General features: G+C 42.5%; 23 protein-coding genes, 1 pseudogene and 1 riboswitch. Of the genes and pseudogenes, 12 read left to right on the plus strand and 12 right to left on the minus strand.

Going from position 1 to position 21,682, the window contains the following annotated elements; translation table 11 throughout:
- Positions 1-209 precede the first annotated feature (209 nt).
- On the minus strand, positions 210-1,202 hold the full coding sequence (locus F9802_RS16180) for a LacI family DNA-binding transcriptional regulator (protein ID WP_152153818.1): 993 nt from the start codon (positions 1,200-1,202) through the stop codon (positions 210-212).
- A gap of 313 nt (positions 1,203-1,515) precedes the next feature.
- Between F9802_RS16180 and F9802_RS16185 the strand changes: the two genes are divergently transcribed.
- The 3 genes from F9802_RS16185 (at position 1,516) to F9802_RS16195 (ending at position 4,825) form a co-directional block, all read left to right on the plus strand.
- A complete protein-coding gene (locus F9802_RS16185; RefSeq protein ID WP_152154021.1) occupies positions 1,516-2,697 on the plus strand; it encodes a multidrug effflux MFS transporter in 1,182 nt (393 codons plus the stop codon).
- Between the two features lie 445 nt (positions 2,698-3,142).
- Positions 3,143-3,754 carry an NAD(P)H:quinone oxidoreductase gene (wrbA, locus tag F9802_RS16190; protein ID WP_152153820.1) on the plus strand — a complete coding sequence of 204 codons (612 nt, stop codon included), beginning with the start codon at positions 3,143-3,145 and terminating at the stop codon, positions 3,752-3,754.
- Positions 3,755-3,850: 96 nt separating this feature from the next.
- Complete coding sequence (locus F9802_RS16195) at positions 3,851-4,825, plus strand: ring-cleaving dioxygenase (protein ID WP_152153822.1); 975 nt, start codon at positions 3,851-3,853, stop codon at positions 4,823-4,825.
- Positions 4,826-4,973: 148 nt separating this feature from the next.
- Here F9802_RS16195 and F9802_RS16200 read toward each other — a convergent pair whose 3' ends face one another.
- Together F9802_RS16200 and F9802_RS20105 are read right to left on the minus strand one after the other, a co-directional pair.
- A complete protein-coding gene (locus F9802_RS16200) occupies positions 4,974-5,762 on the minus strand; it encodes a TIGR00266 family protein (protein WP_152153824.1) in 789 nt (262 codons plus the stop codon).
- Positions 5,763-5,843: 81 nt separating this feature from the next.
- Positions 5,844-5,975, minus strand: coding sequence for a hypothetical protein (locus F9802_RS20105; protein WP_263862316.1), 132 nt, complete (start codon positions 5,973-5,975; stop codon positions 5,844-5,846).
- Between the two features lie 193 nt (positions 5,976-6,168).
- Between F9802_RS20105 and F9802_RS16205 the strand changes: the two genes are divergently transcribed.
- From F9802_RS16205 to F9802_RS16220, 4 genes are all read left to right on the plus strand, one after another.
- Positions 6,169-7,137, plus strand: a complete 969-nt coding sequence (locus F9802_RS16205) for a cation diffusion facilitator family transporter (RefSeq protein ID WP_152153826.1) — start codon at positions 6,169-6,171, stop codon at positions 7,135-7,137.
- A 98-nt stretch (positions 7,138-7,235) separates the two neighbouring features.
- Positions 7,236-7,333, plus strand: a riboswitch (guanidine-I (ykkC/yxkD leader).
- Between the two features lie 65 nt (positions 7,334-7,398).
- Positions 7,399-7,737 (plus strand): DMT family transporter, encoded by a 339-nt coding sequence (locus F9802_RS16210; RefSeq protein ID WP_152153828.1) that lies wholly within the window; start codon positions 7,399-7,401, stop codon positions 7,735-7,737.
- Positions 7,734-8,048, plus strand: coding sequence for a DMT family transporter (locus F9802_RS16215; RefSeq protein ID WP_152153830.1), 315 nt, complete (start codon positions 7,734-7,736; stop codon positions 8,046-8,048). The genes F9802_RS16210 and F9802_RS16215 overlap by 4 nt, the downstream gene beginning before the upstream one ends.
- Before the next feature lie 161 nt (positions 8,049-8,209).
- Positions 8,210-8,854, plus strand: coding sequence for an SDR family oxidoreductase (locus F9802_RS16220; protein WP_152153832.1), 645 nt, complete (start codon positions 8,210-8,212; stop codon positions 8,852-8,854).
- A 63-nt stretch (positions 8,855-8,917) separates the two neighbouring features.
- Here the strand turns inward: F9802_RS16220 and F9802_RS16225 are convergent, their stop codons facing one another.
- The 5 genes from F9802_RS16225 to F9802_RS16240 all read right to left on the minus strand — a co-directional run bounded on the left by F9802_RS16225 (position 8,918) and on the right by F9802_RS16240 (position 13,135).
- The gene (locus F9802_RS16225) at positions 8,918-9,592 is read right to left on the minus strand and encodes an LSm family protein (RefSeq protein WP_152153834.1); all 675 of its coding nucleotides are present in this window, start codon (positions 9,590-9,592) and stop codon (positions 8,918-8,920) included.
- Positions 9,593-9,612: 20 nt separating this feature from the next.
- Positions 9,613-10,965, minus strand: coding sequence for an arsenic transporter (locus tag F9802_RS16230; protein WP_152153836.1), 1,353 nt, complete (start codon positions 10,963-10,965; stop codon positions 9,613-9,615).
- Positions 10,958-11,113, minus strand: a complete 156-nt coding sequence (locus tag F9802_RS19790; RefSeq protein ID WP_191992019.1) for a hypothetical protein — start codon at positions 11,111-11,113, stop codon at positions 10,958-10,960. Before F9802_RS19790 ends, F9802_RS16230 begins: the two co-directional genes overlap by 8 nt.
- A gap of 31 nt (positions 11,114-11,144) precedes the next feature.
- Positions 11,145-12,467: a DUF2642 domain-containing protein gene (locus F9802_RS16235; RefSeq protein WP_152153838.1), complete on the minus strand. Its 1,323-nt coding sequence runs from the start codon at positions 12,465-12,467 to the stop codon at positions 11,145-11,147.
- Positions 12,468-12,619: 152 nt separating this feature from the next.
- The gene (locus F9802_RS16240) at positions 12,620-13,135 is read right to left on the minus strand and encodes a hypothetical protein (protein WP_152153840.1); all 516 of its coding nucleotides are present in this window, start codon (positions 13,133-13,135) and stop codon (positions 12,620-12,622) included.
- 461 nt (positions 13,136-13,596) lie between these two features.
- On the opposite strand from F9802_RS16240, the gene F9802_RS16245 reads away from it, so the two are divergent.
- The 4 genes from F9802_RS16245 to F9802_RS16260 all read left to right on the plus strand — a co-directional run bounded on the left by F9802_RS16245 (position 13,597) and on the right by F9802_RS16260 (position 17,459).
- Positions 13,597-14,604 carry an ABC transporter substrate-binding protein gene (locus F9802_RS16245; RefSeq protein WP_152153842.1) on the plus strand — a complete coding sequence of 336 codons (1,008 nt, stop codon included), beginning with the start codon at positions 13,597-13,599 and terminating at the stop codon, positions 14,602-14,604.
- A gap of 288 nt (positions 14,605-14,892) precedes the next feature.
- A complete protein-coding gene (locus tag F9802_RS16250; RefSeq protein WP_152154022.1) occupies positions 14,893-15,255 on the plus strand; it encodes a MerR family transcriptional regulator in 363 nt (120 codons plus the stop codon).
- A 64-nt stretch (positions 15,256-15,319) separates the two neighbouring features.
- The gene (locus F9802_RS16255) at positions 15,320-16,636 is read left to right on the plus strand and encodes a hemolysin family protein (protein WP_152153844.1); all 1,317 of its coding nucleotides are present in this window, start codon (positions 15,320-15,322) and stop codon (positions 16,634-16,636) included.
- A 133-nt stretch (positions 16,637-16,769) separates the two neighbouring features.
- The gene (locus F9802_RS16260) at positions 16,770-17,459 is read left to right on the plus strand and encodes a serine/threonine protein kinase (RefSeq protein ID WP_152153846.1); all 690 of its coding nucleotides are present in this window, start codon (positions 16,770-16,772) and stop codon (positions 17,457-17,459) included.
- Positions 17,460-17,666: 207 nt separating this feature from the next.
- Here F9802_RS16260 and F9802_RS16265 read toward each other — a convergent pair whose 3' ends face one another.
- Both F9802_RS16265 and F9802_RS16270 read right to left on the minus strand, forming a co-directional pair.
- Positions 17,667-18,146, minus strand: a complete 480-nt coding sequence (locus F9802_RS16265; protein WP_152153848.1) for a hypothetical protein — start codon at positions 18,144-18,146, stop codon at positions 17,667-17,669.
- A gap of 165 nt (positions 18,147-18,311) precedes the next feature.
- On the minus strand, positions 18,312-19,154 hold the full coding sequence (locus F9802_RS16270) for a TetR/AcrR family transcriptional regulator (RefSeq protein ID WP_191992020.1): 843 nt from the start codon (positions 19,152-19,154) through the stop codon (positions 18,312-18,314).
- On the opposite strand from F9802_RS16270, the pseudogene F9802_RS16275 reads away from it, so the two are divergent.
- Positions 19,129-19,833: pseudogene (locus tag F9802_RS16275) on the plus strand (efflux RND transporter permease subunit); the annotation flags it as partial. The gene F9802_RS16270 and the pseudogene F9802_RS16275 sit on opposite strands and share 26 nt — an antisense overlap.
- 102 nt (positions 19,834-19,935) lie before the next feature.
- Here F9802_RS16275 and F9802_RS16280 read toward each other — a convergent pair.
- Positions 19,936-21,129, minus strand: a complete 1,194-nt coding sequence (locus F9802_RS16280) for a chromate transporter (protein WP_152154024.1) — start codon at positions 21,127-21,129, stop codon at positions 19,936-19,938.
- A 19-nt stretch (positions 21,130-21,148) separates the two neighbouring features.
- Positions 21,149-21,457, minus strand: coding sequence for a PadR family transcriptional regulator (locus F9802_RS16285; protein WP_152154026.1), 309 nt, complete (start codon positions 21,455-21,457; stop codon positions 21,149-21,151).
- Positions 21,458-21,682: the final 225 nt, after the last annotated feature.

Here is a 21,682-nt window from a genome sequence, read left to right on the forward strand (position 1 = left end):
AGCAAGCCTTATTAGACCGCTATTTGGAACCGGTTCCTCAAAATGAGCAAAAAACAGTATTTTTGTTCCGGAATAAAGGAACCGGTTCCAAAAGGGGGTAGAAAACAAGCCCCAAACTGGATTGAAGTAAGTGTAAATTTCTTTTTGAATAAAATTTGCACTGTTTCTTTTGCTGCATCTTTATAAAGGAAATAGATGCAGAACGACAATCAGCCGGGGACGAATCGTTTGTCTACGCTTTCTCTTGCAATGATCTCAAATCCCGAATAAGTCAGCTTAGGGATTTCTTGTCCGTTTGCGAGCTGTATAATATTTCGAGCAGCCGTTTTTCCAGCTTCAATAAAGTGGAGTTTGACGGTTGTTAAAGCCGGGTTCATCATAGCTGTTATATCGTAGCCGCCAAATCCCGTGACAGATATGTTAGCGGGAACATGCATACCTTTTTTATAAGCGGCTTTTACCGCACCAATGGCAATATCATCTGTAGCACAAATAAGGGCGGAAGGGAAGAAACCATCAAAAACCGCCAATGCGCCAGCCGTCGCTTCACTCATAGTAAAGCCGGTTTCGAAGTAATGAACTTCACAGCCGCCCGCTTCTCTGATGGCCCGCTTAAAGCCTTCTTTTCTTTTTAAGCCGATAGCAATATTTTCTTCACTGACGCCTAAAAAGGCTAGGCGTCGATGACCTTGTTCAATAATATATTTTCCAATCGCATAACCGGCTTCTTCATCATTATGGACTAAGCTGTATACGTCTTCATGCTGCTGGCCCACTAAGAGAACCGGGACATTAATTTCGCTGAACGCCTGCAGATGCGTATCAGTTACTTGGGTCGCTAATAGAATGATACCGGCAACTTTTTGCTTTGCGAACGTATAAATAGTTTCAATTTCACGATCTACATTCTGATTTGTATTGGAAACGAGCATATGGCAATTCCACTCGCGCAGCTCGTTATCAATTCCGGTCAGGGTTTGTGACGTTTCATACGAATCAAGGCGCGGAACAATGGTGCCGATCATATTTGTTTTTTTTGCTTTCAAGCTTTGGGCAAAGGTATTCGGCGTGTATCCGGTTTCTTCAATAATCGTTTCGATTTTCTGCTTCATTTTTTCGCTGACCGAACCGCCGTTCAAATACCTGGAGACGGTACTCTTTGCCACGCCTGCAAGCTTCGCAATATCCGCAATGGTTTTCATCCTGTCATCTCCGCTTCCCTGTTTCTTCGTTTTAATTATACACCATTCTAAAAGCGTTCGGAAAGGCAGGACCTTGAACAGTAATCCCCCAGAGGAGTTGCAGTGAAAAGCTAATGAATCAAGAAAATGGCTGGTGAAATTCATCTAAGGATGGTAAATGAAAAAACGGCTGATAAAAAGTCTGACCGGTTGGTTCACTGCCTTGACATGGTGTATGATGGAAAAAAATAGACGACGTGATTGTCGCTATAAGAATCAGGGGGGAGAAAGCTTGAAACAATCTGCATTACAACAACTGCCGCAAAAGCAGGCAATGAGGCGGCCAAACAGGCTGTGGATGGTGCTTCTGCTTGGATCGCTGTCGGCGTTTGGACCGTTGTCCGTTGATATGTATCTGCCGGCTCTGCCCATTTTAGCGAGTGATTTACATGCATCGGCGTCGGTTGCTCAGCTCAGCTTGACGGCTTTTTTAATTGGCCTTGCCTCCGGACAAGTGATAGCGGGACCTTTGAGTGATGCAAAGGGAAGAAGAGGGCCTCTTATGGCTGGGCTTGCTGTATTTACTGCTGCGTCTGTTCTCTGTATGGTAATGCCGTCTATTTGGGGGTTGATTGCTATGCGGTTTATCCAAGGAGCAGCGGCAGCCGCCGGCATCGTGATTTCACGGGCGGTCATCCGTGATCTCTATTCTGGTTCAGAGCTGACGAAGTTTTTTGCGCTGACGATGCTTGTCAATGGGGTGGCGCCGATTGCAGCACCAGTCGCCGGCGGCCAGCTGTTGGCGTTTATGTCGTGGCACGGAGTTTTCGGTGTGCTTGCAGCCATTGGAGTCATCACTTTTATTGCGGTGTTTGCAGGGATGCCTGAAACGCTTTCGGCTGAACGGAAGTCGAACGGCGGTTTGAAGCAGACTTTACTCACTTTTAAAATGTTAGCGTCTGACAAGGTGTTCATGGGTTATTGTCTCGTGCAAGGATTTGTGATGGCGGCAATGTTTGCTTACATAGCGGGTTCGCCGTTTGTATTACAGGATTTTTTCGGACTATCGCCGCAAGCTTTCAGCCTATGTTTTGCGATAAACGGACTAGGGATTGTCGTGGCTACCCAGCTTACTGGCCGGCTGGCTGGAAAAGTAAAGGAATCAACCTTATTGAAGACGGGACTTTTTATGGCGCTGGCCGGCAGCAGCTCTATGCTTACTATGCTTGCGATCGGGGCAAATCTCATTGCCGTTCTTATCCCGTTAGTGTTTGCTGTATCAAGTGTTGGTGTTGTAGCAACGACGTGCTTTTCACTAGCTATGAGTGATAAGGAAAAAACAGCGGGAAGTGCATCGGCCTTGCTTGGACTTATGCCATATATTTTCGGTGCTGCCGCTGCTCCACTCGCTGGCATCGGCGCCGGCAGCACAACGCTGCCGATGGGCATTATTATGGTAAGCTGCCATCTGTCTGCAATCACTGCCTATTTTCTGCTATGCCGAAAAGGCCGTTAAAAAAAAAGACCTGAAGCGGATATTTATCCGCTTCAGGTCTTTTTCGATTAGGAAAAAAGTGTCTCAGTCGGTGCCTCCTTCACTGCTGTCACTGCTGAAAAAGCTGCCGCTTCCGGATGAACTGTCTGCGCTTGGAATTTTTCTCTATTTCCATGTATTCGTTATATAAGAGACAGGTTCCTCATCTGTAGATAAAAGAAAAACAAGTGGTAATAGACAACTACTTATGCAAAACAAAAACGTTGACAGAGAATGAACGGCTGTTTTATAATTATCTCGAATTCAAGATATATGATTTAAGGATTTTGGAAGAAGTCGTTTTAGGCGCTGGTTGTTAGGGTAATTTTAAGCATAGTTCGTTATAAATAAGTGAAAACTGTAGGTGTATGTTATGGGATGGTTTAGCAAGTTTTTTGGACCTTCAAATGAAAAGGAGACGAAACAAATGTCAAATGTGAATACAGCTATTATTTATTACAGCTCAACAGGTACGAATTATCAGTTAGCGAAATGGGCAGAAGAAGGAGCGAAAGAAGCAGGTGCTGAAGTAAAAGTATTAAAGGTTCCGGAAACGGCTCCGCAAGCAGCAATTGAATCCAACCCTGCCTGGAAAGCTCATCATGACGAAACTCAAAATGTAGCTGAAGTGACACTTGCTGATCTGGAGTGGGCGGATGCCATTATTTTCAGTGTACCTACACGATTTGGTAATGTCCCAGGCCAAGTGAAGCAATTTTTAGATACGACAGGCGGGCTATGGTTCCATGGTAAATTGGCCAATAAAGTAGTAAGCGCGATGACATCTGCTCAAAATGCGCATGGCGGACAGGAACAAACAATCTTACAATTGTATACTACGATGTATCATTGGGGAGCTATCGTTGCCGCCCCTGGTTATACAGCAGATGCCGTTTTTGCCGCCGGAGGAAACCCTTACGGCACATCTGTTTCAGTGGACCAGGACGGAAAAATGGTTGAAGATGTACAAGAAGCGGTTAAACATCAAGCAAAGCGCACAGTCACTGTCGCTCAAGCCGTTAAAAACGGTATGCAGTAATATAAACGAATGAATAGAAGCGGTGGCATGATGTCATCGCTTTTTATTTTATCAGCGGGAAAAACATCCAATTAAAAAATGAAAAGGTTGATTGAAATGAAGTTATTAGGATTGCATCATGTTTCTCTTATAACAGGGAAAGCAGAAAAAAATTATCAGTTTTTCACGAAAGTGCTGGGCATGAGACTCGTTAAAAAAACGGTGAACCAGGATAACACTCAGTCTTATCACCTTTTTTATGGGGATGCGAAAGGCAGCCCAGGCACGGAAATTACGTTTTTTGATATTCCTAATGCGGGTAGAACGTATCCGGGCGTTTCCAGTATTTCATCGACGTCTTTGCGCGTCAAAAGCACGGAGTCTCTGCACTATTGGAAAGAGCGGTTTTCACAGCACAGCATTACTCATGAAGAGATTGTTAAAAGAGCCGGCCGTGATACGCTTGCTTTTCAAGATTATGAAGGCACGCGCTTAATTTTAGTGGCGGATAACGGGGAAGAAGGAGTGGTTCCCGGCGAGCCGTGGAATCAAAGCGACATTCCTGTGGAGCACGGCATTGTTGGTCTCGGACCGGTCACCTTAACGGTAGCGGATGCGGAACCGACTGTTCGGGTGTTAACAGAGTTGCTGGGGTTCAGAGAGGCCGGTTCTTATCCATCGCTTGCCGGTGATTTCCCGGATATTAAGGTTTTTGCAACGGGAGAGGGCGGAGCAGGAGCGGAAGTTCACATTGAAACAAGGCCAGACTTGCCGAGAGAACGTCCGGGAAGAGGAAGCGTCCACCACGTCGCTTTCCGTGTTCCTACAATAGAAGAATATGATTATTGGGCAAAAAGGCTGGAGGAAAGCGGTTTGCCTAACTCCGGAAAAGTAGAGCGCTATTACTTTAAAGCCCTTTACTTCCGGGAACTGAATCATATTTTGTTTGAATTATCGACGGATGAACCAGGTTTTGATGTAGATGAACCGATCGAGTCATTAGGAGAAAGGCTGGCTCTTCCTCCGTTTCTTGAGCCTCGCCGAAACGAAATAGAGGCAAGCTTGCGGCCGTTGGAATTAGAGAGCGAATAAAAATTGACAGCAAGTACGTAAAAGCCTGATGTAAGTAGATAAACCAATATAGTGTTCAAGTTTAAGGTGAAGCAGCTGCCCGGCTTTACAGTTATCGAAAAAAGTAAAATAATAAAACCGGCCCTTTTCAATGAAAGGACCGGTTTTATTATTTGTCACTAAACATGTCAAACAGTCCGCCGATTCCGCCTTCGCCTTTTGATCCGCCATTTTGAGGCATGGCAGCAAACACACGGCTGGCGAGACGGCTGAATGGAAGTGACTGAATCCAGACAGTTCCCGGCCCGCGAAGCGTTGCGAAGAATAAACCTTCGCCGCCGAACAGAGCCGTTTTAATGCCGCGCACTGCTTCAATATTGTAATTAACGCCGCTTGTCATCGCGACGAGACAACCGGTATCAATCCGCAGTACTTCGCCGGGTGCCAGCGTTTTTTTATGAATCGTACCGCCGGCGTGAACGAATGCCATGCCATCGCCCTCAAGCTTCTGCATGATGAAGCCTTCGCCGCCGAAAAATCCTGCGCCAAGTTTACGCTGCAGTTCAATTCCGACAGAGACACCTTTAGCAGCAGCAAGGAATGCATCTTTTTGACAAATGATTTTTCCGTTCAGCGCACTTAAATCTATCGGAATGATTTTGCCTGGATAAGGCGAAGCAAAAGAAACGTGCTTTTTATCTTGTCCTTCATTTGTAAACATCGTCATAAATAGGCTTTCTCCGGTCAGCACGCGTTTACCAGCGCCGAGCAGCTTGCCCATTAACCCGCTGCCTTGATTAGAAGAACCGTCGCCAAATACCGTTTCCATTTCAATGCCGTCTTCCATCATCATTAAACTGCCGGCTTCCGCGATGACTGTTTCACGCGGATCAAGCTCCACTTCCACAAACTGCATATCATCTCCATAAATCTTGTAATCTATTTCATGGTTATTCATAATAATTCCTCCTTTTTTCAAATTCTTAAATTGCAGTACGGTCTTTCCGCGGAAAAAGTTTCGTTTTTATCGAAGCAAAAGTTAATCTTTAGTATCGTCTGTCCATTCAACCTTATACAATAAAGCAACTTCTGCTTCCGTTTCCGCATCTGTACATCCGGCTAACAGTAAAACGAGAACGAATAACATCCGGAAATTTATTAACTTTTGCATCTTTTATTCCGCTGTCAAAAGATAAAGCGGACTTTTGTTATTTGTCCTTTCTTTTTTAATTCCAATGTATCTCAAATTAGCATCCACCAGGAAAGTACATAACTGTGCGCTGAGGAAATTGTCATTTTTAAAAATGAAGGGATAAAAAGTACGCCATCTTGGGTAAAGCTATAAAAAAGCAGGGAGGCGGAAAATGGGCATTATTCAACTATTAAAAAAAGGAAACACTTCTTCAGGCATTGCAGCACTTGGCAATACGGTACTCGCCATTTTAAAAGGAGTGGCCGCTGCATTCAGCGGAAGCGGGACGATGTTCGCCTCGGCTATGCATTCACTGGCCGATGCTGTGAATCAAGGCTTTGTTTATTTTGGCAGCGCACTTGCTGAAATGAAGCCATCGAAAAGATTTCCGACCGGTTTCGGGCGAGTCGTCAATATTTTTTGCATGATTGCCGTAATCGTGGTGACGATTATGGCATATGAAACGATTATGAAAGGGTGGGAATTGATTAAGGATCCATCTGAAGCGAGTGATTTTCTATTGAACATTCTTGTGCTCTTGGCAGCCATTGTAATCGATGGGTTTATTTTATTCAAAGCGATGAAAGAAATTTTAGAAGAGGCACAAGTGGAGAAAAGCGGAAATGTGTTTGCTGCCGCTTTTAAAAACGTGAGCAAAGCTTCTCCGGCGACGCGTCTCGTTTTTTATGAGGATCTGGTGGCGACATCAGGGGCGATACTGGCGCTGCTTGGCATCATTATTACTCAATTTTTTGGCATACTTGTCGTCGACGGCATCATTACGATTTTGATCGGCCTTTTAATGATCTTCGTCGCTTTCCGTGTCGGCTATGATAACATGGTCGGGCTGATTGGAGTAGCTGCACCGATGGAAGTGGAAAATAAAATGGCTGCCGTGCTGTTAACCGATCCGGATGTAGTGGATATTTATAAAATGAGAGTTATGCAGGAAGGCCGCGTCTACCATGTAGACGGCATAGTAGAGCTGAAAAAAGGACTTTCACTTGCTGAAGCAGATGACATTAAGTTCCGCGTTATGGACCGGCTGCTGCGCGAACCGGAAATTGCCGATGTGACGCTTGGAATTATTGAAGATGATGATAAAACAGGCTGGAAAACTTCACCAGAAGTTCAAGTTTAATCTCTGGAGTTTGGGTCTTCCAGCTCCCTAAGTATAAAAAGAATTGACCACATTGCTGTTTGTTGCTAAACTTAAAAGATGTTACCGAAAATTAAATAACCAAGGCTTTCTAGGGTTCCGCGGAGCATTCCGGACTGGTCCGAGAGAAAGCGCACAGATTCTTTCTGTGACACGGAGGGATAAAAGCCCGGGAGATTACGACAATACAATTGTGTAATCTTCCGGGTTTTCTTGTTTTTAATAACGAAAGGAGTGAAAGATATGACGAAAGAATGGACGAAAGTCTTTATTGCCGCTTTTTTTGAAGTGTTTTGGGTCATTGGCTTAAAACACGCCGATGATATTTGGACATGGGCGGGAACAGCAGTGGCTATTTTTGTGAGTTTTTATTTATTAATTATGGCAGGAAATAAACTGCCGGTTGGAACAGCGTATGCCGTTTTTGTCGGGATGGGTACAGCAGGAACTGTTTTGTCGGAAATTCTCTTTTTTGGCGAACCAGTAAAAATCGTGAAGCTGCTATTGATTCTAGTGCTGTTAGCTGGAGTGATCGGTCTGAAGCTGGTAACAGATAATACGGAAGGAGAGAAATCGTCATGAGTTGGTTTTATCTTGTGTTAGCCGGTGTTTTTGAAATGATCGGTGTTGTCATGATCAACAGCCTTCATAAAAATAAAAATTGGCAGTCGTTCGTTTTCATGCTGGCTGGGTTTGGCGCAAGCTTTGTTTTTCTTGCCTTGGCGATGAAAACTTTGCCGATGGGCACAGCCTATGCCATCTGGACAGGCATCGGTGCATCAGGCGGCGCCATTTTAGGTATGGCTTTGTACGGCGAATCAAAAGATTGGAAAAGGCTCGTCTTTATTGCGATGGTGCTTGGGGCGGCTATTGGCTTGAAACTTGTGTCTTAATTTGGGGGAGAAGGACGGGGACGGCCGGTAAATCTCCTGGCGTGGCTCGTATTTATCGAGTTGTGGCCAGTAACTACTCATTAGGCTGTATAGTTTGATGGGTTATCCGAATTTTGAAATAATAGAGAAGACTTATCGAATGAGAAAGGGGTCAGGCAGAAATGAAGGTATTGATTGTGGGAGCCAATGGACAAATTGGCCGGCAGGTCGTGCAATTGTTGAAAGCAAGTGAAGAGCACACAGTACGGGCTTTAGTAAGAAAGCGGGAGCAGGCGGAGTCTTTTGAAAAATCAGGAGTGGAAGCAGCGGTTGCTAGTCTTGAAGGCAGTGTCGATGAAATCGCAGCAGCGGCAAAAGGCTGTGAAGCGGTTGTTTTCACTGCTGGATCCGGCGGTCATACAGGTCCTGATAAAACACTTTTAGTCGATTTGGACGGAGCGGTGAAAACAGTAGAAGCTGCCCAAAAGGTGGGTATCAGCCGATTCATCATGGTAAGCGCGCTTCAGGCCCACCGGAGAGAAAACTGGAACGAAGCTATCCGTCCGTATTATGCGGCGAAGCATTACGCGGACAAAGCGTTAGAAGCGAGCGGCTTAACGTACACGATTATTCGTCCGGGCGGGCTGTTGAACGAAGCCGGTACTGGAAAAATAATGGCAGCGGAAAATTTGGAGCGTTCGTCTATTCCGCGTGAAGATGTAGCGAAAACAGTTGTTGCTTCGCTCGATGAAAAGCGTACATATAACCGGTCTTTTGATCTTATTTCCGGTGGCACGCCCATTTCAAAGGCTTTGCAGTCCATTTAAATAAAAAAGCGGCCAAGAACTAGGACATCAATTCTCGGCTGCTTTTTAAGCTGCAATGAAAGACTACGTATACACGATCGTTTTAATATGGTGAATATTAATGTGAATTTGCTGCTCTTTCACTGTCAATAAGTCGATAAAATGGGCTTCCTTTTGAAGCAGTTTACCGCTTATGCTTTCTTTTTCGCCGATATTGCAAGTGATAAATGTACCTGTCATATTTTTTATCTGGTTCTCAAGTGTCGGGGCACAAGTTTTAGCGGCTGAAGAAGAAGCTGAGTGCATGGAATTTTTAAAACCATATGGACGGGAAGCTGCCGGGTATGGAATCAGCCATTTTATGTGTTGAAGTGGAATGAGCATCGTTTGATAAACGGGAGAGAAAAATACGAGATAATTATCCAAAGTATTTGTGATGTAGCCGTGGAATGGCTGGTTTGCTGTGACGCTCATTTCAACGAACACCCCGTTGGCTGCAAGAAGTACTTCTGTTAATGACAATTTTTCAGCAAGAGGAGGAGATGTTACGGTATCAGGCTGAGTGATTGAATCTGCTTCTTCTTTCGTTAAAAGTTTTATTTCCCGAATATGAATGAGTGGGATATAGTAATATTCATTTTGTTTATAAAGAACGAGCACATCGCTGCCCAATTCAATTAATATCCCCGACACTTCTCTTTTTCCTGAAAGCTTAAGATGAATGGGTTCCCCAATGTAATCTTTCATTTGTTTCGTCAATTAAAATCCTCCTTAATTCTTTAAAAAAGCCAAATGTTCCAGAGATAAAGAAAGAGTAAACTGGCAACAAGGCCAATAGGGATCACGATAAACGTTACTTTCATGTATTGTCCCCAAGTAATCTTTATGGAATGTTTTTTTAACAAAAACATCCAAATTAAAGTAGCTAAAGTACCCACAGGGGTCAGCAGCGCGCCAATATCACTCCCAATCACATTTGCCAAATAGGCAATTTGCATCGTCTGGTGATCAAGACCCATTTCTGTAATCGATAAAGTTCCAATCATTACGGCCGGCAGATTATTCGTCACATTAGATAATAAAGTAAGAAATAGTCCCATTACCATACTTGCATTGAAGTGGTTAGCCATGACAAATCCTTTTAAGTTCTCCACGATCAAGTGGTTTAATCCGACGTTCCTTAATCCATAAACGAGAACGTACATATTGAAAGCAAATAGTAACACATGCCACGGCGTTTTCTTGAACACATCGAGCACGCCTACTTTCGTCCGGTACCATCTGATGAAAAGAAGTAAAAAGGCGCCGCTTAACCCGATCCATTCAGTGGGAATGCCGAAAGGAGATAAAGCAAAGAAGCTCGCCCTCGTTAAAACAACGACAAATAAACAGACTTTAAATAGCCGCCAATCAACTTCTTCATTTGATTCTGCTAATTTTAAAGGGTGATCCAACTTAATAGTATTTGATGTTTGGTTCCACTTTAAATGAAGAAAAGGAGTCTTATTCGGTATATCTTTTTTAAAATACAAATAAAGCAGCAGGGCAATCAGTGCTATCCCTGCTAAAGAGGGAATGAACATCATCTCAATATAACTGTTTAAGCTGAGCCCAACTATTTTTAAAGCAATAAGATTGGAAATGTTGCTGACTGCGATCGGTGCACTTGCTGCCGTGGCAATTAAAGCGCCGGAGATAAAGTAGGGAAACGCCTGTTTTGGCTTCATTTTTAAAAGAGTCATAATATGGATAATAATCGGGGTAGTAATGAGAATGCTGCCATCATTGTTAAAAAACATTGTCATTAAAAAACAGAGAAGAATAATATAAAAGAACAGACGTTTTCCAGACCCTCTTGATCGGATAATAATATTAAAAGCAATCCATTTAAAAAAGCCAATGCTGTCTAAGACAATAGACATCATGATGGTTGATAAAATAGTCAGCGATGCGCCGCTCACGATATTAAATATATTCATTACATCAGTTAATGGAACGATGCCTAAAAGTAAAACAAGGGCAGCCCCGGCGGACGTTGGAATTGTTTCATTCATACCGAGCGGTCGCCACAACATAATGATAATGACGGCAAAAAAAGTCACTATCATTAAAAGAAGCTGAGAATCAAGCATTCGATTTCGCCGCCTTATTTTTTAAGGAAGTCTCTTCTATATAAAGGAGTTCTTTTTCGTTTTTTGCTGAGTTGGATGAGAAAGTCGGCTTAATAAATAAAAAGTAAAAAAAGCCGCTTGTGGCCAAATAAAAAAAAGTCATTGCCATATTTGCTCCTCCTTTCTTGTAAAGAGGACAATCATTTCATTTTTTCTCGATTGATCCTTCTTGTTTTTAAATTCAAGTAGTTTTTTTCCGCTTGTTTCATCAGTGAGTAGTATTGAGATTCGAGCAGTCTTTCCTTTTCTTCAAGGGTCAATACCGGCTTTGCCATCTTTACGTAATCTTCTGGTGCACAGACTGGCTGCTGTTTAACGCTTTGTTTTTCTCCCGCATGCAGCGTCTGGATTTCTTTTCTGCTAATTTTTATTTTTTTGTTGTTTCGTCTTTTTTTGATATAAAAATCATTTGAAGCAGAAGGCTGTCTAGTTTGTTTGTTAGGGGCAGTTGATGAGCTTTTTTTACGAGAAGCTAAATTTGATCGTAGTCTTTGGTCAAAATAACTGTAGTCTACCGTATCGATCTCTTGTTCACTTTCCATCTCTGATTCCTTGCTGGAAGATACTTCAATGTCGCTCTCTGGTTTCTTGTCAGAAGATGAATCGTTTTCCATCTCCAATTCCTTGCTGGAAGATACTTCGATGTCGCTCTCTGGTTTCTTGTGAGAAGATGATTCACTTTCCATTTCTGATTCCTTGCTGGAAGGTACTTCAATGTCCCTCTCTGATTCTTTGTTGGAAGATACTTCAATGCCCATCTCTGATTTTTTGTCGGAAGGTACTTCAATGTCGCTCTCTGGTTCCTTGTCAGAAGATGATTCATTTTCTCTCTCCGGTTCCTTGCCGGAAGATACTTCAATGTCCCTCTCTGATTCTTTGTCGGAAGATATCTCAATGTCCATCTTGGATTCCTTGCGGGAAGATACTTCAATATCCGTCTCTGATTCCTTGGCGGAGGATAACTCATTGCCCATTTTTGTTTCATTATCTGAAAGTCGTTCGTTGTCATTTGAATGATCAGTTACAGCAGAATCACCTTGTTCATAGAAGCCCGGGAAAATATTGTTGATGTATGAGTTTTGCATGATAATCTTTTCTTCACCGTTGATTAAAATGATATGATCGTCAAATACTTGGCTCAAAAAGCCTGTGACGAGCTGATCATTATGGCAGTTAATTGTGACCCAACTACGCTGGCAATGCTGAAGAATGTCATGTAGTTTTTCTGCTTGTAAGTAGTCATCATTTATTTTTTTTGTGTTTAAATCTTTTGTGTTTTTAGATATCGACTTGATTTGATCGAGGTGATAATAAAAGTATTTATCTTTCTCGTTTTGCAAAATCAGATAATCCTTTTTAACAGCAATCAAGTTTCCTTTAATTAAAGCGCCATCACTTGAAAAAATACCGATTGAATACCCGATAAGTGATGTAAGTGTCTCAGGAAAATAAGGGCTCGACATATCCAACCCTCCTCACAGGTTCCTTCTTTTTATTGAAATATATGAAAAGGGCCACTTTGAATAGATCGGAAATATGGAATGCGCCTATTTCCTCGCACGATTACTCAAAAGTGGCACCTTTGATGGATAGATTGAAAATAAATAAGGCTTGGTTATTCGCCCTTGTTCTCCTTTTTTTCTTCTTTATTTTTTTCTTTATTTTTTTCTTCTTTTTCTTTTGGCTCTTTTTCTGCAAGAGGAGCTTCAATTTTTAAATCATAGCTAATGTTGCGGATGTGGAACATAGCTACACGGATAACTTCTTCGTGGAAAACGATTGTAATATAATCATCGGTAATATCATCCATTACGCCTTGATATTTTTCGTGTCCTCCTCGATTGACCGTGACCCAGTGATATTTTAAGCCTTTTAATATATCTTTGAAAGTCTTGCCTTGCATATAATCAAAGTCTTCTGGGATGACAAGGTCGAACTCGATCCCTTTTTTCGTATTGTCAGTTAAGCTCTTTACGTGATGGCCTTTGTAATAAAGGACACCGTCTTCTTTTGTGAGCAATACAAAGTAATCTTCCTCTACCGCCAACAACTGCCCAACTCTTGAATCATGACCGCCGCGGTTCACTTTCACTGTTTTATCTACCAATGAGCTCAGTATTTCTCTATTCATTTGCTTTTCTCCTCCTATTTAGAAAGTTCCCTGTATTTATATGTTGCAAAGTAGGAGAAGGTACTACATCATTCGCCCGATCTTAAATTTTGGCAAAAAATTATATTTGTTTAACACTATCTTATTGACGTATGAGCATCAATTAAGCTTGGCTGGGCGATTCCCGAGCAGGTTATTCCGTCTCGGGCAAATCCGTAAAGAAGGAGTTCAGAAGTTTTGTGAATGGATCTGTTTTCGACAAGCTGCCCGATTTTACTTTTCCGGCAAATAACAAATTATTTGTTGTTTCTATCTATAAAGCCATGGTACTATCGGAATAGATGGAATATTTTTAAAAGAGTGAAAATAAAACCTGTATTAACTAAAAAAGGAGGAAAACTAGCGTAAAACTTACATACCATGCTTTATTCTTTAGCAAATGATTAAAAAAGAAGCGAATGGACAGCCGAGGAGGAAAACGAATGAAAAAATGGATGATGACCGTTATGATCGGTCTTCTGCTTGTACTTACTGCCTGCGATTCCGGCGGCAGTGAAAGCGGCGGAGAAACGGAAGGCGGCAAAGCAGAAAAGGAAAATGTAAAGGTAGGAATTACGCAGCTTGTTGAGCATCCGTCTTTGGATGGGGCAAGAGAAGGATTCGTTGCTGCATTGAAAGATGCCGGCTATGAAGAAGGAAAGAATCTGAAGCTTGATTACCAAAATGCACAGGCAGATGTAAATAACAATATGACAATCGCGCAAAAACTCGTTAATGATGGCAATGATTTAATTTTGGCTATATCGACGCCGAGCGCCCAAGCCGCTTTACAATCGACGAAGGAAATCCCGATTTTATTTACAGCGATTACTGACCCAGTCGGTGCCAAGCTTGTAAAAAGTCTAGACAATCCTGGCGGAAATGTAACAGGAACGTCTGACACGCATCCGGATGCGATAAAAAACACGATCGGTTCGATTAAAGAATTTTTTCCTGACGCGAAAAAAGTAGGCGTTATTTATAACTCTGGAGAGCCAAATTCAGTAGTGAACGTCGACAAGGCGAAGGAGGCAATGAAAGCAAACGGATTAGAAGCAGTAGAAGTAACGGTTTCTGCCAGCTCGGAAGTAAAGCAGGCAACAGAAACACTCGTAGGGAGAGCCGATGTACTTTACGTTCCGAAAGATAATACGGTCGTTTCCGCTCTTGAGTCGGTCATTTCAGTAGCTAATGCAAAGAAAATTCCAGCGTTCGTGGGAGAAAGCGATTCCGTCAAACGAGGCGGTTTTGCCTCATACGGCTTTGAATACCATGACCTTGGCTACACAACAGGGAAGATGGCTGTAGACATTCTTGAAGGTAAAAAACCGAACGAAATACCAGTCGGTTTCCCTGAAAAACTGGAATTAGTCATTAACAAAAAAACAGCTGACTTACTTGGCATAAAGTTAACAGAGGAACAGCAGAAAAAAGCTAAGTTCGTCGAATAAAAAGTCTATTTGAAACATGGAAATCCCCTGCGGCAAGAAATCAGCTGCAGGGGATTTTAGCATAGATGCCAATGTTTCTGCCTGGGTGCATGCAAGCTGCACAGTAAATATGGGCAAATTCGGGAAATTCATTAAATCTTCATATCTTCTCAAAATTTTTTATCTTCACTGTTCGTATGATTGGCTAACAGGAATAGGATAAATTATAATCATAACCAAACCATCACGTGATAGTTAAGGGGGGATTCCAATGGGACAGTGTCGCTAAAAATTGGAGAATTAGCAGCTATGGCGAATGTGACGAAGCGGACAGTTGATTATTACACGAATATCGGGCTGTTGACAGCGCAGCGTTCTGCATCAAATTATCGTTATTACGATCAGGAAGCCTTGGAACAGCTCCGTTTTATTGAAAAATGCAAAGAAGATAATCTTTCTCTTGATGAAATTAAGATGAAATTATCTGAAAGAAAAAGAGATATGATCGATATTCAAGAGTTGAAGGAAAAAATGCGGGGACTGGAAGAGGATGTTTCCGTTGTTCTGTCTTATCTTGAAGAAAAAGGAATCAATAAACGAGACCTGTTACAGAATAATTTGTCTCATGAAAGTCTTTCTTTAATCCAAACTTTGTTTCTTTTACTGTTGTGATTGATGAGAAGTCAACTTGCATATAATTGAGGAGGTGGACGCCTTACGAATGTAAGGCGGCATATTGTTAACTGTTAACTTAATTCTTGTCGCTGTTTTAATTGCGCTGACTGGCTTTTTTGTGGCCATTGAATTTGCCATCGTTAAAGTCAGAAGCACGAGGATTGACCAGCTGATTGAAGAAAATAGAAATGGAGCAAAGTCGGCCAAGCGTGTTATTACACATTTAGATGAATACTTGTCGGCCTGCCAGCTTGGCATTACGATTACTGCTCTCGGCTTGGGGTGGCTTGGGGAGCCGACGGTCGAAAGAATTCTCCATCCACTGTTTGAAAGCTGGCATGTAAATGATTCTTTATCCAGTATTTTATCATTCGGTATCGCGTTTGCCTCTGTTACATTTTTGCACGTTGTCGTTGGAGAATTGGCTCCAAAGACGGTTGCCATTCAAAAAGCAGAAGCCGTCACTATGCTATTTTCCCGCCCGCTCATTATGTTTTACAAAGTCATGTTTCCTTTCATTTGGGTATTGAACGGTTCGGCCAGGCTGCTCGTTGGTTTATTTGGACTAAAGCCGGCTTCGGAACATGAGATGGCCCATTCTGAAGAAGAACTCCGAATGATTTTATCGGAAAGCTTTGAAAGCGGAGAAATTAATCAATCCGAATTAAACTACGTGAACCGTATTTTTGAATTTGATAACCGGGTAGCAAAAGAAATTATGGTTCCCCGCACGGAAATTGTCAGCTTGTCCGTGGAAGATTCCATGCATGAAATTCTGAATACGATCATAGGAGAAAAGTATACCCGCTATCCAGTTATTAGTGGAGGGGATAAAGACAATGTTGTCGGCATGGTCAACTTAAAAGAAATTTTGACCGCTGCAGCTTCTGAAGATCCTGTAATGGAAAAAGACTCTGTTGTTCCTTTTGTTAAGCCGGTTATTAGAGTGATTGAAAGCATTCCGATCCACGATCTCCTGTTAAAAATGCAAAAAGAACGCATCCATATGGCTTTGCTTTTAGATGAGTACGGAGGAACAGCCGGTCTTGTTACAGTTGAAGACATTTTAGAAGAAATCGTTGGGGAAATAAGGGACGAGTTTGACACAGATGAAGTTGCTGATCTGCAAAAAATCGCAGAAGGTCATTATGTTATTAACGGAAAAGTATTAATAGAAGAAGTAAATGACATTCTTGGCACCTCTCTCTCGGAAGAAGAAGTAGATACACTCGGTGGCTGGTTTCATTCGATGCGCTACGATGTAAAACTCGGCGATGAAGTGGGTGAAGATGGATTCTCTTTTAAAGTGAAAGAGATTGAAGGCCACCATATTTTATTTATTGAAGTGAAGAAAAAAGAGCCAGAGACTGAAGCTTGATAGCCGGCGTATTGAATAGGAAGACAAGGAAAGAAGGTACACTTATGAAAATAAAAATGAAAGCAGGCTCTGTGAATGAAGAACGCGGGTTATTTTGTGTTCTTTTGTCAACAGAGAAAAAGAGTAAAATTGCGTGAAGGAATTTCATTGGAAAGACGCTGTTCCACTCATTGAATCACTTATAGTAAAGGCAGGAGAGGGAAACGTGCCGGTGGAGGTTGGCTCTGTCCCGACTGAACTGCAATGCATCGGAATCGGAACTGACGCTGCGGTGTTTGTCCATTCTGCCAGTTCACGCTATGCGTTTAAAGTATATGCCGAGGGTCTGGAAAAAAAGCGGATCAATGAAGAACGGGCGTATCAAAAGCTTAGCGGCTCTTCTTACTATCCCATTTTCTATGGTTCCGGCGAGCGATTTATTGTTATCAGCTTTGAATCGGGTATTCATTTGTACGATTGCCTGATCACGGGGACGTATATTTCTCCCGAAGTCATTGAACAAGTGGACAAAGCGGTGGAAGAGGCACGCCTTGCAGGATTGAACCCGAGAGATATTCATTTAAAAAATATTATTTTACAGGGAAGAACAATAAAGCTGATCGATGTATCTGAATACGTCAAGCCCGGAAACGACGAGCGTTGGGAGCATTTAAAAGAAGGCTACCGGCTGTACTATCCACTGATCGCTTCGAAGAAAGTTTCTCCTAAGTTTCTGGACTTTGTCAAAGAGCAATATGAAAAACAAAAACTTGCCGGTTTTTCTGCTAAAAGATTTGGACGCCTGCTGCTCCCTTTCGTTAAAAAGAAAGAACCTGAAAGTTAAATACGTAACTGATTTTTGAAAAAAGCTTCCACGACAAGTGGAGGCTTTCTTTTGCATAGCTTTGAAAGAATAGGCCATCGATTGTTTTTTTCGAAAAGAAAAAGAGTGAAAGCAGTTGTTCAAACAGCGGAATAGGAAATGAAATGCCCCCTTTAAACTCATTGCTCGTTTAAAGGGGGCATTCCTTATTGGAAGACGGGGCTTTCTTTAAGAACCGGATGATACCTTTTCTTTAAAAGCATCGATTTTTTTCATTGTGTCAGTAAGTAATGGCTTCATCTTTTCTACATCTGGCTCATCTTTTTTCGTTTCATCAATAAGAGGATACAGGCTTTCCTCGATATTCTTATAGTCTTCCGGGTGCTGTTCCTCTATTTGTTCTTCAATGGCATCCCACTTCTCTTCAACGTCTTTGCCGGCAGTTTTTAATTGATCAGCGTCTTGAGGGACAGTTTCTATATTGGATTGTAAATCTTTCAGAGAAGTAGACACTTCATCAAGGCCGCTGGACAAGTCAGCCGGTTTCTCTTCCTCTTGCTTGGCAGCTTCTTCTTCTCCCTCAGTGGTCACTTGCTCTTCAGGCTGCTCCGTGTTCGGTGGGCTAGCTTCTTCCTCGTTAGCGCCGCAGCCAGCAACTATTAATAACATGACAACCATAACTGCAAATAAGTAACTGAATTTTCTCATTTCCTACCTCCTTTTTATTGTATCATTCCCGGCTGCTGTTTTCTTTAAACTAGGTGGTACGGACCATTATTTCAACCGATTATGCACATGATTCCATATGCTGCGAAGGGCTTAACTATGAAAGAAGAGGTAAGTTATCCCGGAATCAATGGCAGCGCCGCTTATTTATACCTCAAATTGATAGAATGCCGCGATTTCCTGACGAAACTTTTCAAAGGCCTTCACGTCTTTAAAGTTTGATAGCATTCCCTGAATGACCGGGATGCGAGGATTTTCTTTTGTTACTTCCGCCATGAGCACGTCCAGTGACACGTCAAGGCCATTTTTGTCTTCCATTTTCTGAAGCTCATGTTTCATTTGATTTAAGATTGTTCTTACTGGGTGATTATCCTGCATAAACATCTTCTTTGTTTTATTTAGCAAATCTTTGGCTTTCTTTTCAGAGAGAAGAGGTGCATCCTCTGAAAATCCCGCTGCCAAACTGTCCATTCTTCTCATGATAAACCCTGCAAGCTCTTTAAAATCAAAGCATTCTTCATCGGCTAGTACGATTTTCGTGTATGACTGAAAGATGCCGTCTAGCATTAATGATAAGTCCCAAATAAATGGCTCGGATTTTTCTCCGTAAACGGCACGTAAGCCGTTCCGATAAAATTTCTGTGATTCTACATGCATGTGAAAAAGCAGATTCTTCACTGACTCGTTTAAAGGAATAGCCTGTTCTCGCGCCTGCATAATAATAAATTCTTTATGCTCACTCAATGTTTCCATTAGGACTCTCAATTGGCTCGTGAATTTTTCTCGCGGCGGCATCGCTTGATTCTCAAAGTCTGCCAGCCTTGATTGGATGATATCAAAGTAATACTTCAGCACAAAATACAGGAGGGCATCTTTTGATTTAAAGTATAAATAAAAAGTTCCTTTTGATATACCGCTTTCATCGGCAACTTCCTGTATGGAAGTGCCGATAGAAGAAATTACAGAAGTGAAAGAAGGCAGTACTTCCAATACGATTACCCGCCGGAATGGCCGAATTTATGCAGAAGTAAGCGGTGAAATTACATCTAAAGACGTAACAAAAGTATCTGCTGATGTTAAAAGTGAAGTAGATAAAATGAAGCTGCCAGCAAACGTGGATGTTTCCATGGGCGGCGTAACGGAAGACATTAATGAGTCATTTACACAGCTCGGTCTTGCTATGCTTGCGGCGATCGCTATTGTTTATTTGATTCTCGTCATCACGTTTGGCGGGGGGCTGGCTCCATTTGCGATCTTGTTCTCTCTGCCGTTTACGATTATCGGCGGACTTGTCGGTTTACTGATAGCAGGGGAAACATTGAGTGTATCGGCAATGATTGGCGCCTTGATGCTGATCGGAATTGTCGTAACAAATGCGATTGTGCTCATTGATCGTGTGATCCATAAAGAAAAAGAAGGGTTATCCACACGGGAAGCTCTATTGGAAGCAGGAGGCACACGTCTGCGCCCAATTCTCATGACAGCTATTGCAACCATCGGCGCGCTGGCCCCGCTCGCTGTTGGACTTGAAGGCAGCGGTCTTATTTCAAAAGGACTTGGCGTCACGGTAATAGGAGGATTAACGAGTTCCACGCTGCTCACACCGCTGATCGTGCCGATCGTTTACGAAACTTTAATGAAAATTAAGAATCGGAAAAAGAAAGTATAACAAAAAATGGAAAATCCCGGCAGTCGGGCTTTTCCATTTTTATTTAGAGAGAGTGAAAAAGAAGTGAATATTAGTTATTTCAATAATCACTAAAATATGAATCTAAAGTGAAAACAGCACTATACCGCCAACAGCTCCCGTCAATACGACAATCCACGGAGGCAGCTTCCAGTACGTCAGCATACTAAAAAGGATGGCGGCAAAGACAAAATCAATGGGCTTCAAAACAGAGCTTGTCCAAATTGGGTGATAGAGAGCGGCTATTAAAATGCCAACTACTGCTGCATTCACGCCCATTAATGCTCCTTGAATGTGCGGATTGCGGCGAATAGCATCCCAAAAAGGCAGCGCGCCTAAAATCAGCAGAAAAGCCGGCAGAAAAATAGCGAATGTAGCGAGCAAGCCGCCTTGCCAGCCGCTGATGACAGCCCCAATATACGCAGCAAAAGTGAAAAGGGGTCCAGGCACGGCCTGAGCAGCCCCGTAGCCTGCCAAAAATTGTTCTTCACTTAACCAGCCGCTTGGAACAAATTCCCGTTCGAGCAAAGGCAGGACGACGTGTCCGCCGCCAAACACTAATGAACCGGCACGATAAAAGCTGTCCATCATGGCCAGCCAGTTAAATGAAAAGACTTCTCTTAAAAGAGGCAGAGCAACGAGTAATCCGAAAAACAGCGTCAGACAGATGGCACCCAACTTCCGTGATATAGGAAAAGACAGAGGTGAATGGTCAGATTTTTTTTGTTCTTTATAAAGAATATATCCGGCGATTCCCGCTAATAAAATAACGCCAACCTGTGTGAATGCTTCTTGCCAAAGCAGGGTAGCGGCTAGAGCAATAAGGACAATAGCTTTTCTTTGTAAATCAGGCGCCAATTTCTGGGCCATTCCGACAACTGCATGAGCCACAACAGCCACTGCCACCAGTTTTAAACCGTGAATCCAGCCGGCTTCTTCTATTTGCAATCCTTGCAAAACGAGCGCAAAAATAATTAATGCGAGTACAGAAGGAAGTGTAAAACCAACAAAAGCAAGAATTCCTCCGAGAACGCCTGCGCGCATGGCACCGATGCCGATGCCGACCTGGCTGCTTGCTGGACCAGGTAAAAACTGGCACAGCGCGACTAAATCAGCATAATCTTTTTCATTAAGCCATTTTTTTCGGCGCACGTATTCTTCGTGAAAATAGCCTAAATGGGCAATCGGCCCACCGAAAGAAGTGAGTCCAAGGCGTGTGGAAACGAGCAGAATTTCCAATAAGCCGTTTAGGCCGATTTTTTTCGTTGTTTTATCCATCATTTATCCCCACTTTCTATTAGTCCTTAATTTCTTTGAAAAGCTCGTATGCTTTTTTGCGGGCTTCGACGAGTATATCTGTTCCTTTTTCAGTCGCTGCGTAATATTTGCGGATTTTCCCTTCCACGAGGCGATCTTCACGAGTTAAGAGTCCGTCGTGTTCCATCGTGTGCAAGATGGGATATAGTGTGCCGGGGCTGATTTTATAGCCGTGTTCCCTCAACTCTTCCACCATCCATGCCCCGAAGATCGGATGTTCCCGGGCATGGTGTAAAACATGAATATGTATAAATCCAAGAAACAGTTTGCGCAAAACTTTTTCTTCCAATGTTGTCACCTCTGTATATTTCATTGATTTCGAAACCCGATATCGGAATCTGTAATCGATTGTAGCATGTTTCTTAAATGCGAATCAATTCCTCACCGAAACCTTTACAAAACCTTTACAATTATCATCACTAAAAATCCTTTTTTCGAGCATTCACGAGAACAAATTGACCATTCTTTATTCAGTTTGTTCAACTAAATTACTAAGAGGGGTTGTTCTAAAAGC

This window comes from Bacillus aerolatus (genome assembly GCF_009183655.1).
Classification (GTDB): domain Bacteria; phylum Bacillota; class Bacilli; order Bacillales; family Domibacillaceae; genus Pseudobacillus; species Pseudobacillus aerolatus.

Bases quoted from the DNA above. Each gene is read 5' to 3' on its own strand.
- F9802_RS16180 (WP_152153818.1), bottom strand. From the start codon at position 1,202: ATGAAAACCATTGCGGATATTGCGAAGCTTGCAGGCGTGGCAAAGAGT.
- F9802_RS16185 (WP_152154021.1), top strand. From the start codon at position 1,516: ATGAGGCGGCCAAACAGGCTGTGGATGGTGCTTCTGCTTGGATCGCTG.
- wrbA (WP_152153820.1), top strand. From the start codon at position 3,143: ATGTCAAATGTGAATACAGCTATTATTTATTACAGCTCAACAGGTACG.
- F9802_RS16195 (WP_152153822.1), top strand. From the start codon at position 3,851: ATGAAGTTATTAGGATTGCATCATGTTTCTCTTATAACAGGGAAAGCA.
- F9802_RS16200 (WP_152153824.1), bottom strand. From the start codon at position 5,762: ATGAATAACCATGAAATAGATTACAAGATTTATGGAGATGATATGCAG.
- F9802_RS20105 (WP_263862316.1), bottom strand. From the start codon at position 5,975: ATGCAAAAGTTAATAAATTTCCGGATGTTATTCGTTCTCGTTTTACTG.
- F9802_RS16205 (WP_152153826.1), top strand. From the start codon at position 6,169: ATGGGCATTATTCAACTATTAAAAAAAGGAAACACTTCTTCAGGCATT.
- F9802_RS16210 (WP_152153828.1), top strand. From the start codon at position 7,399: ATGACGAAAGAATGGACGAAAGTCTTTATTGCCGCTTTTTTTGAAGTG.
- F9802_RS16215 (WP_152153830.1), top strand. From the start codon at position 7,734: ATGAGTTGGTTTTATCTTGTGTTAGCCGGTGTTTTTGAAATGATCGGT.
- F9802_RS16220 (WP_152153832.1), top strand. From the start codon at position 8,210: ATGAAGGTATTGATTGTGGGAGCCAATGGACAAATTGGCCGGCAGGTC.
- F9802_RS16230 (WP_152153836.1), bottom strand. From the start codon at position 10,965: ATGCTTGATTCTCAGCTTCTTTTAATGATAGTGACTTTTTTTGCCGTC.
- F9802_RS19790 (WP_191992019.1), bottom strand. From the start codon at position 11,113: ATGGCAATGACTTTTTTTTATTTGGCCACAAGCGGCTTTTTTTACTTT.
- F9802_RS16235 (WP_152153838.1), bottom strand. From the start codon at position 12,467: ATGTCGAGCCCTTATTTTCCTGAGACACTTACATCACTTATCGGGTAT.
- F9802_RS16240 (WP_152153840.1), bottom strand. From the start codon at position 13,135: ATGAATAGAGAAATACTGAGCTCATTGGTAGATAAAACAGTGAAAGTG.
- F9802_RS16245 (WP_152153842.1), top strand. From the start codon at position 13,597: ATGAAAAAATGGATGATGACCGTTATGATCGGTCTTCTGCTTGTACTT.
- F9802_RS16250 (WP_152154022.1), top strand. From the start codon at position 14,893: ATGGCGAATGTGACGAAGCGGACAGTTGATTATTACACGAATATCGGG.
- F9802_RS16265 (WP_152153848.1), bottom strand. From the start codon at position 18,146: ATGAGAAAATTCAGTTACTTATTTGCAGTTATGGTTGTCATGTTATTA.
- F9802_RS16280 (WP_152154024.1), bottom strand. From the start codon at position 21,129: ATGGATAAAACAACGAAAAAAATCGGCCTAAACGGCTTATTGGAAATT.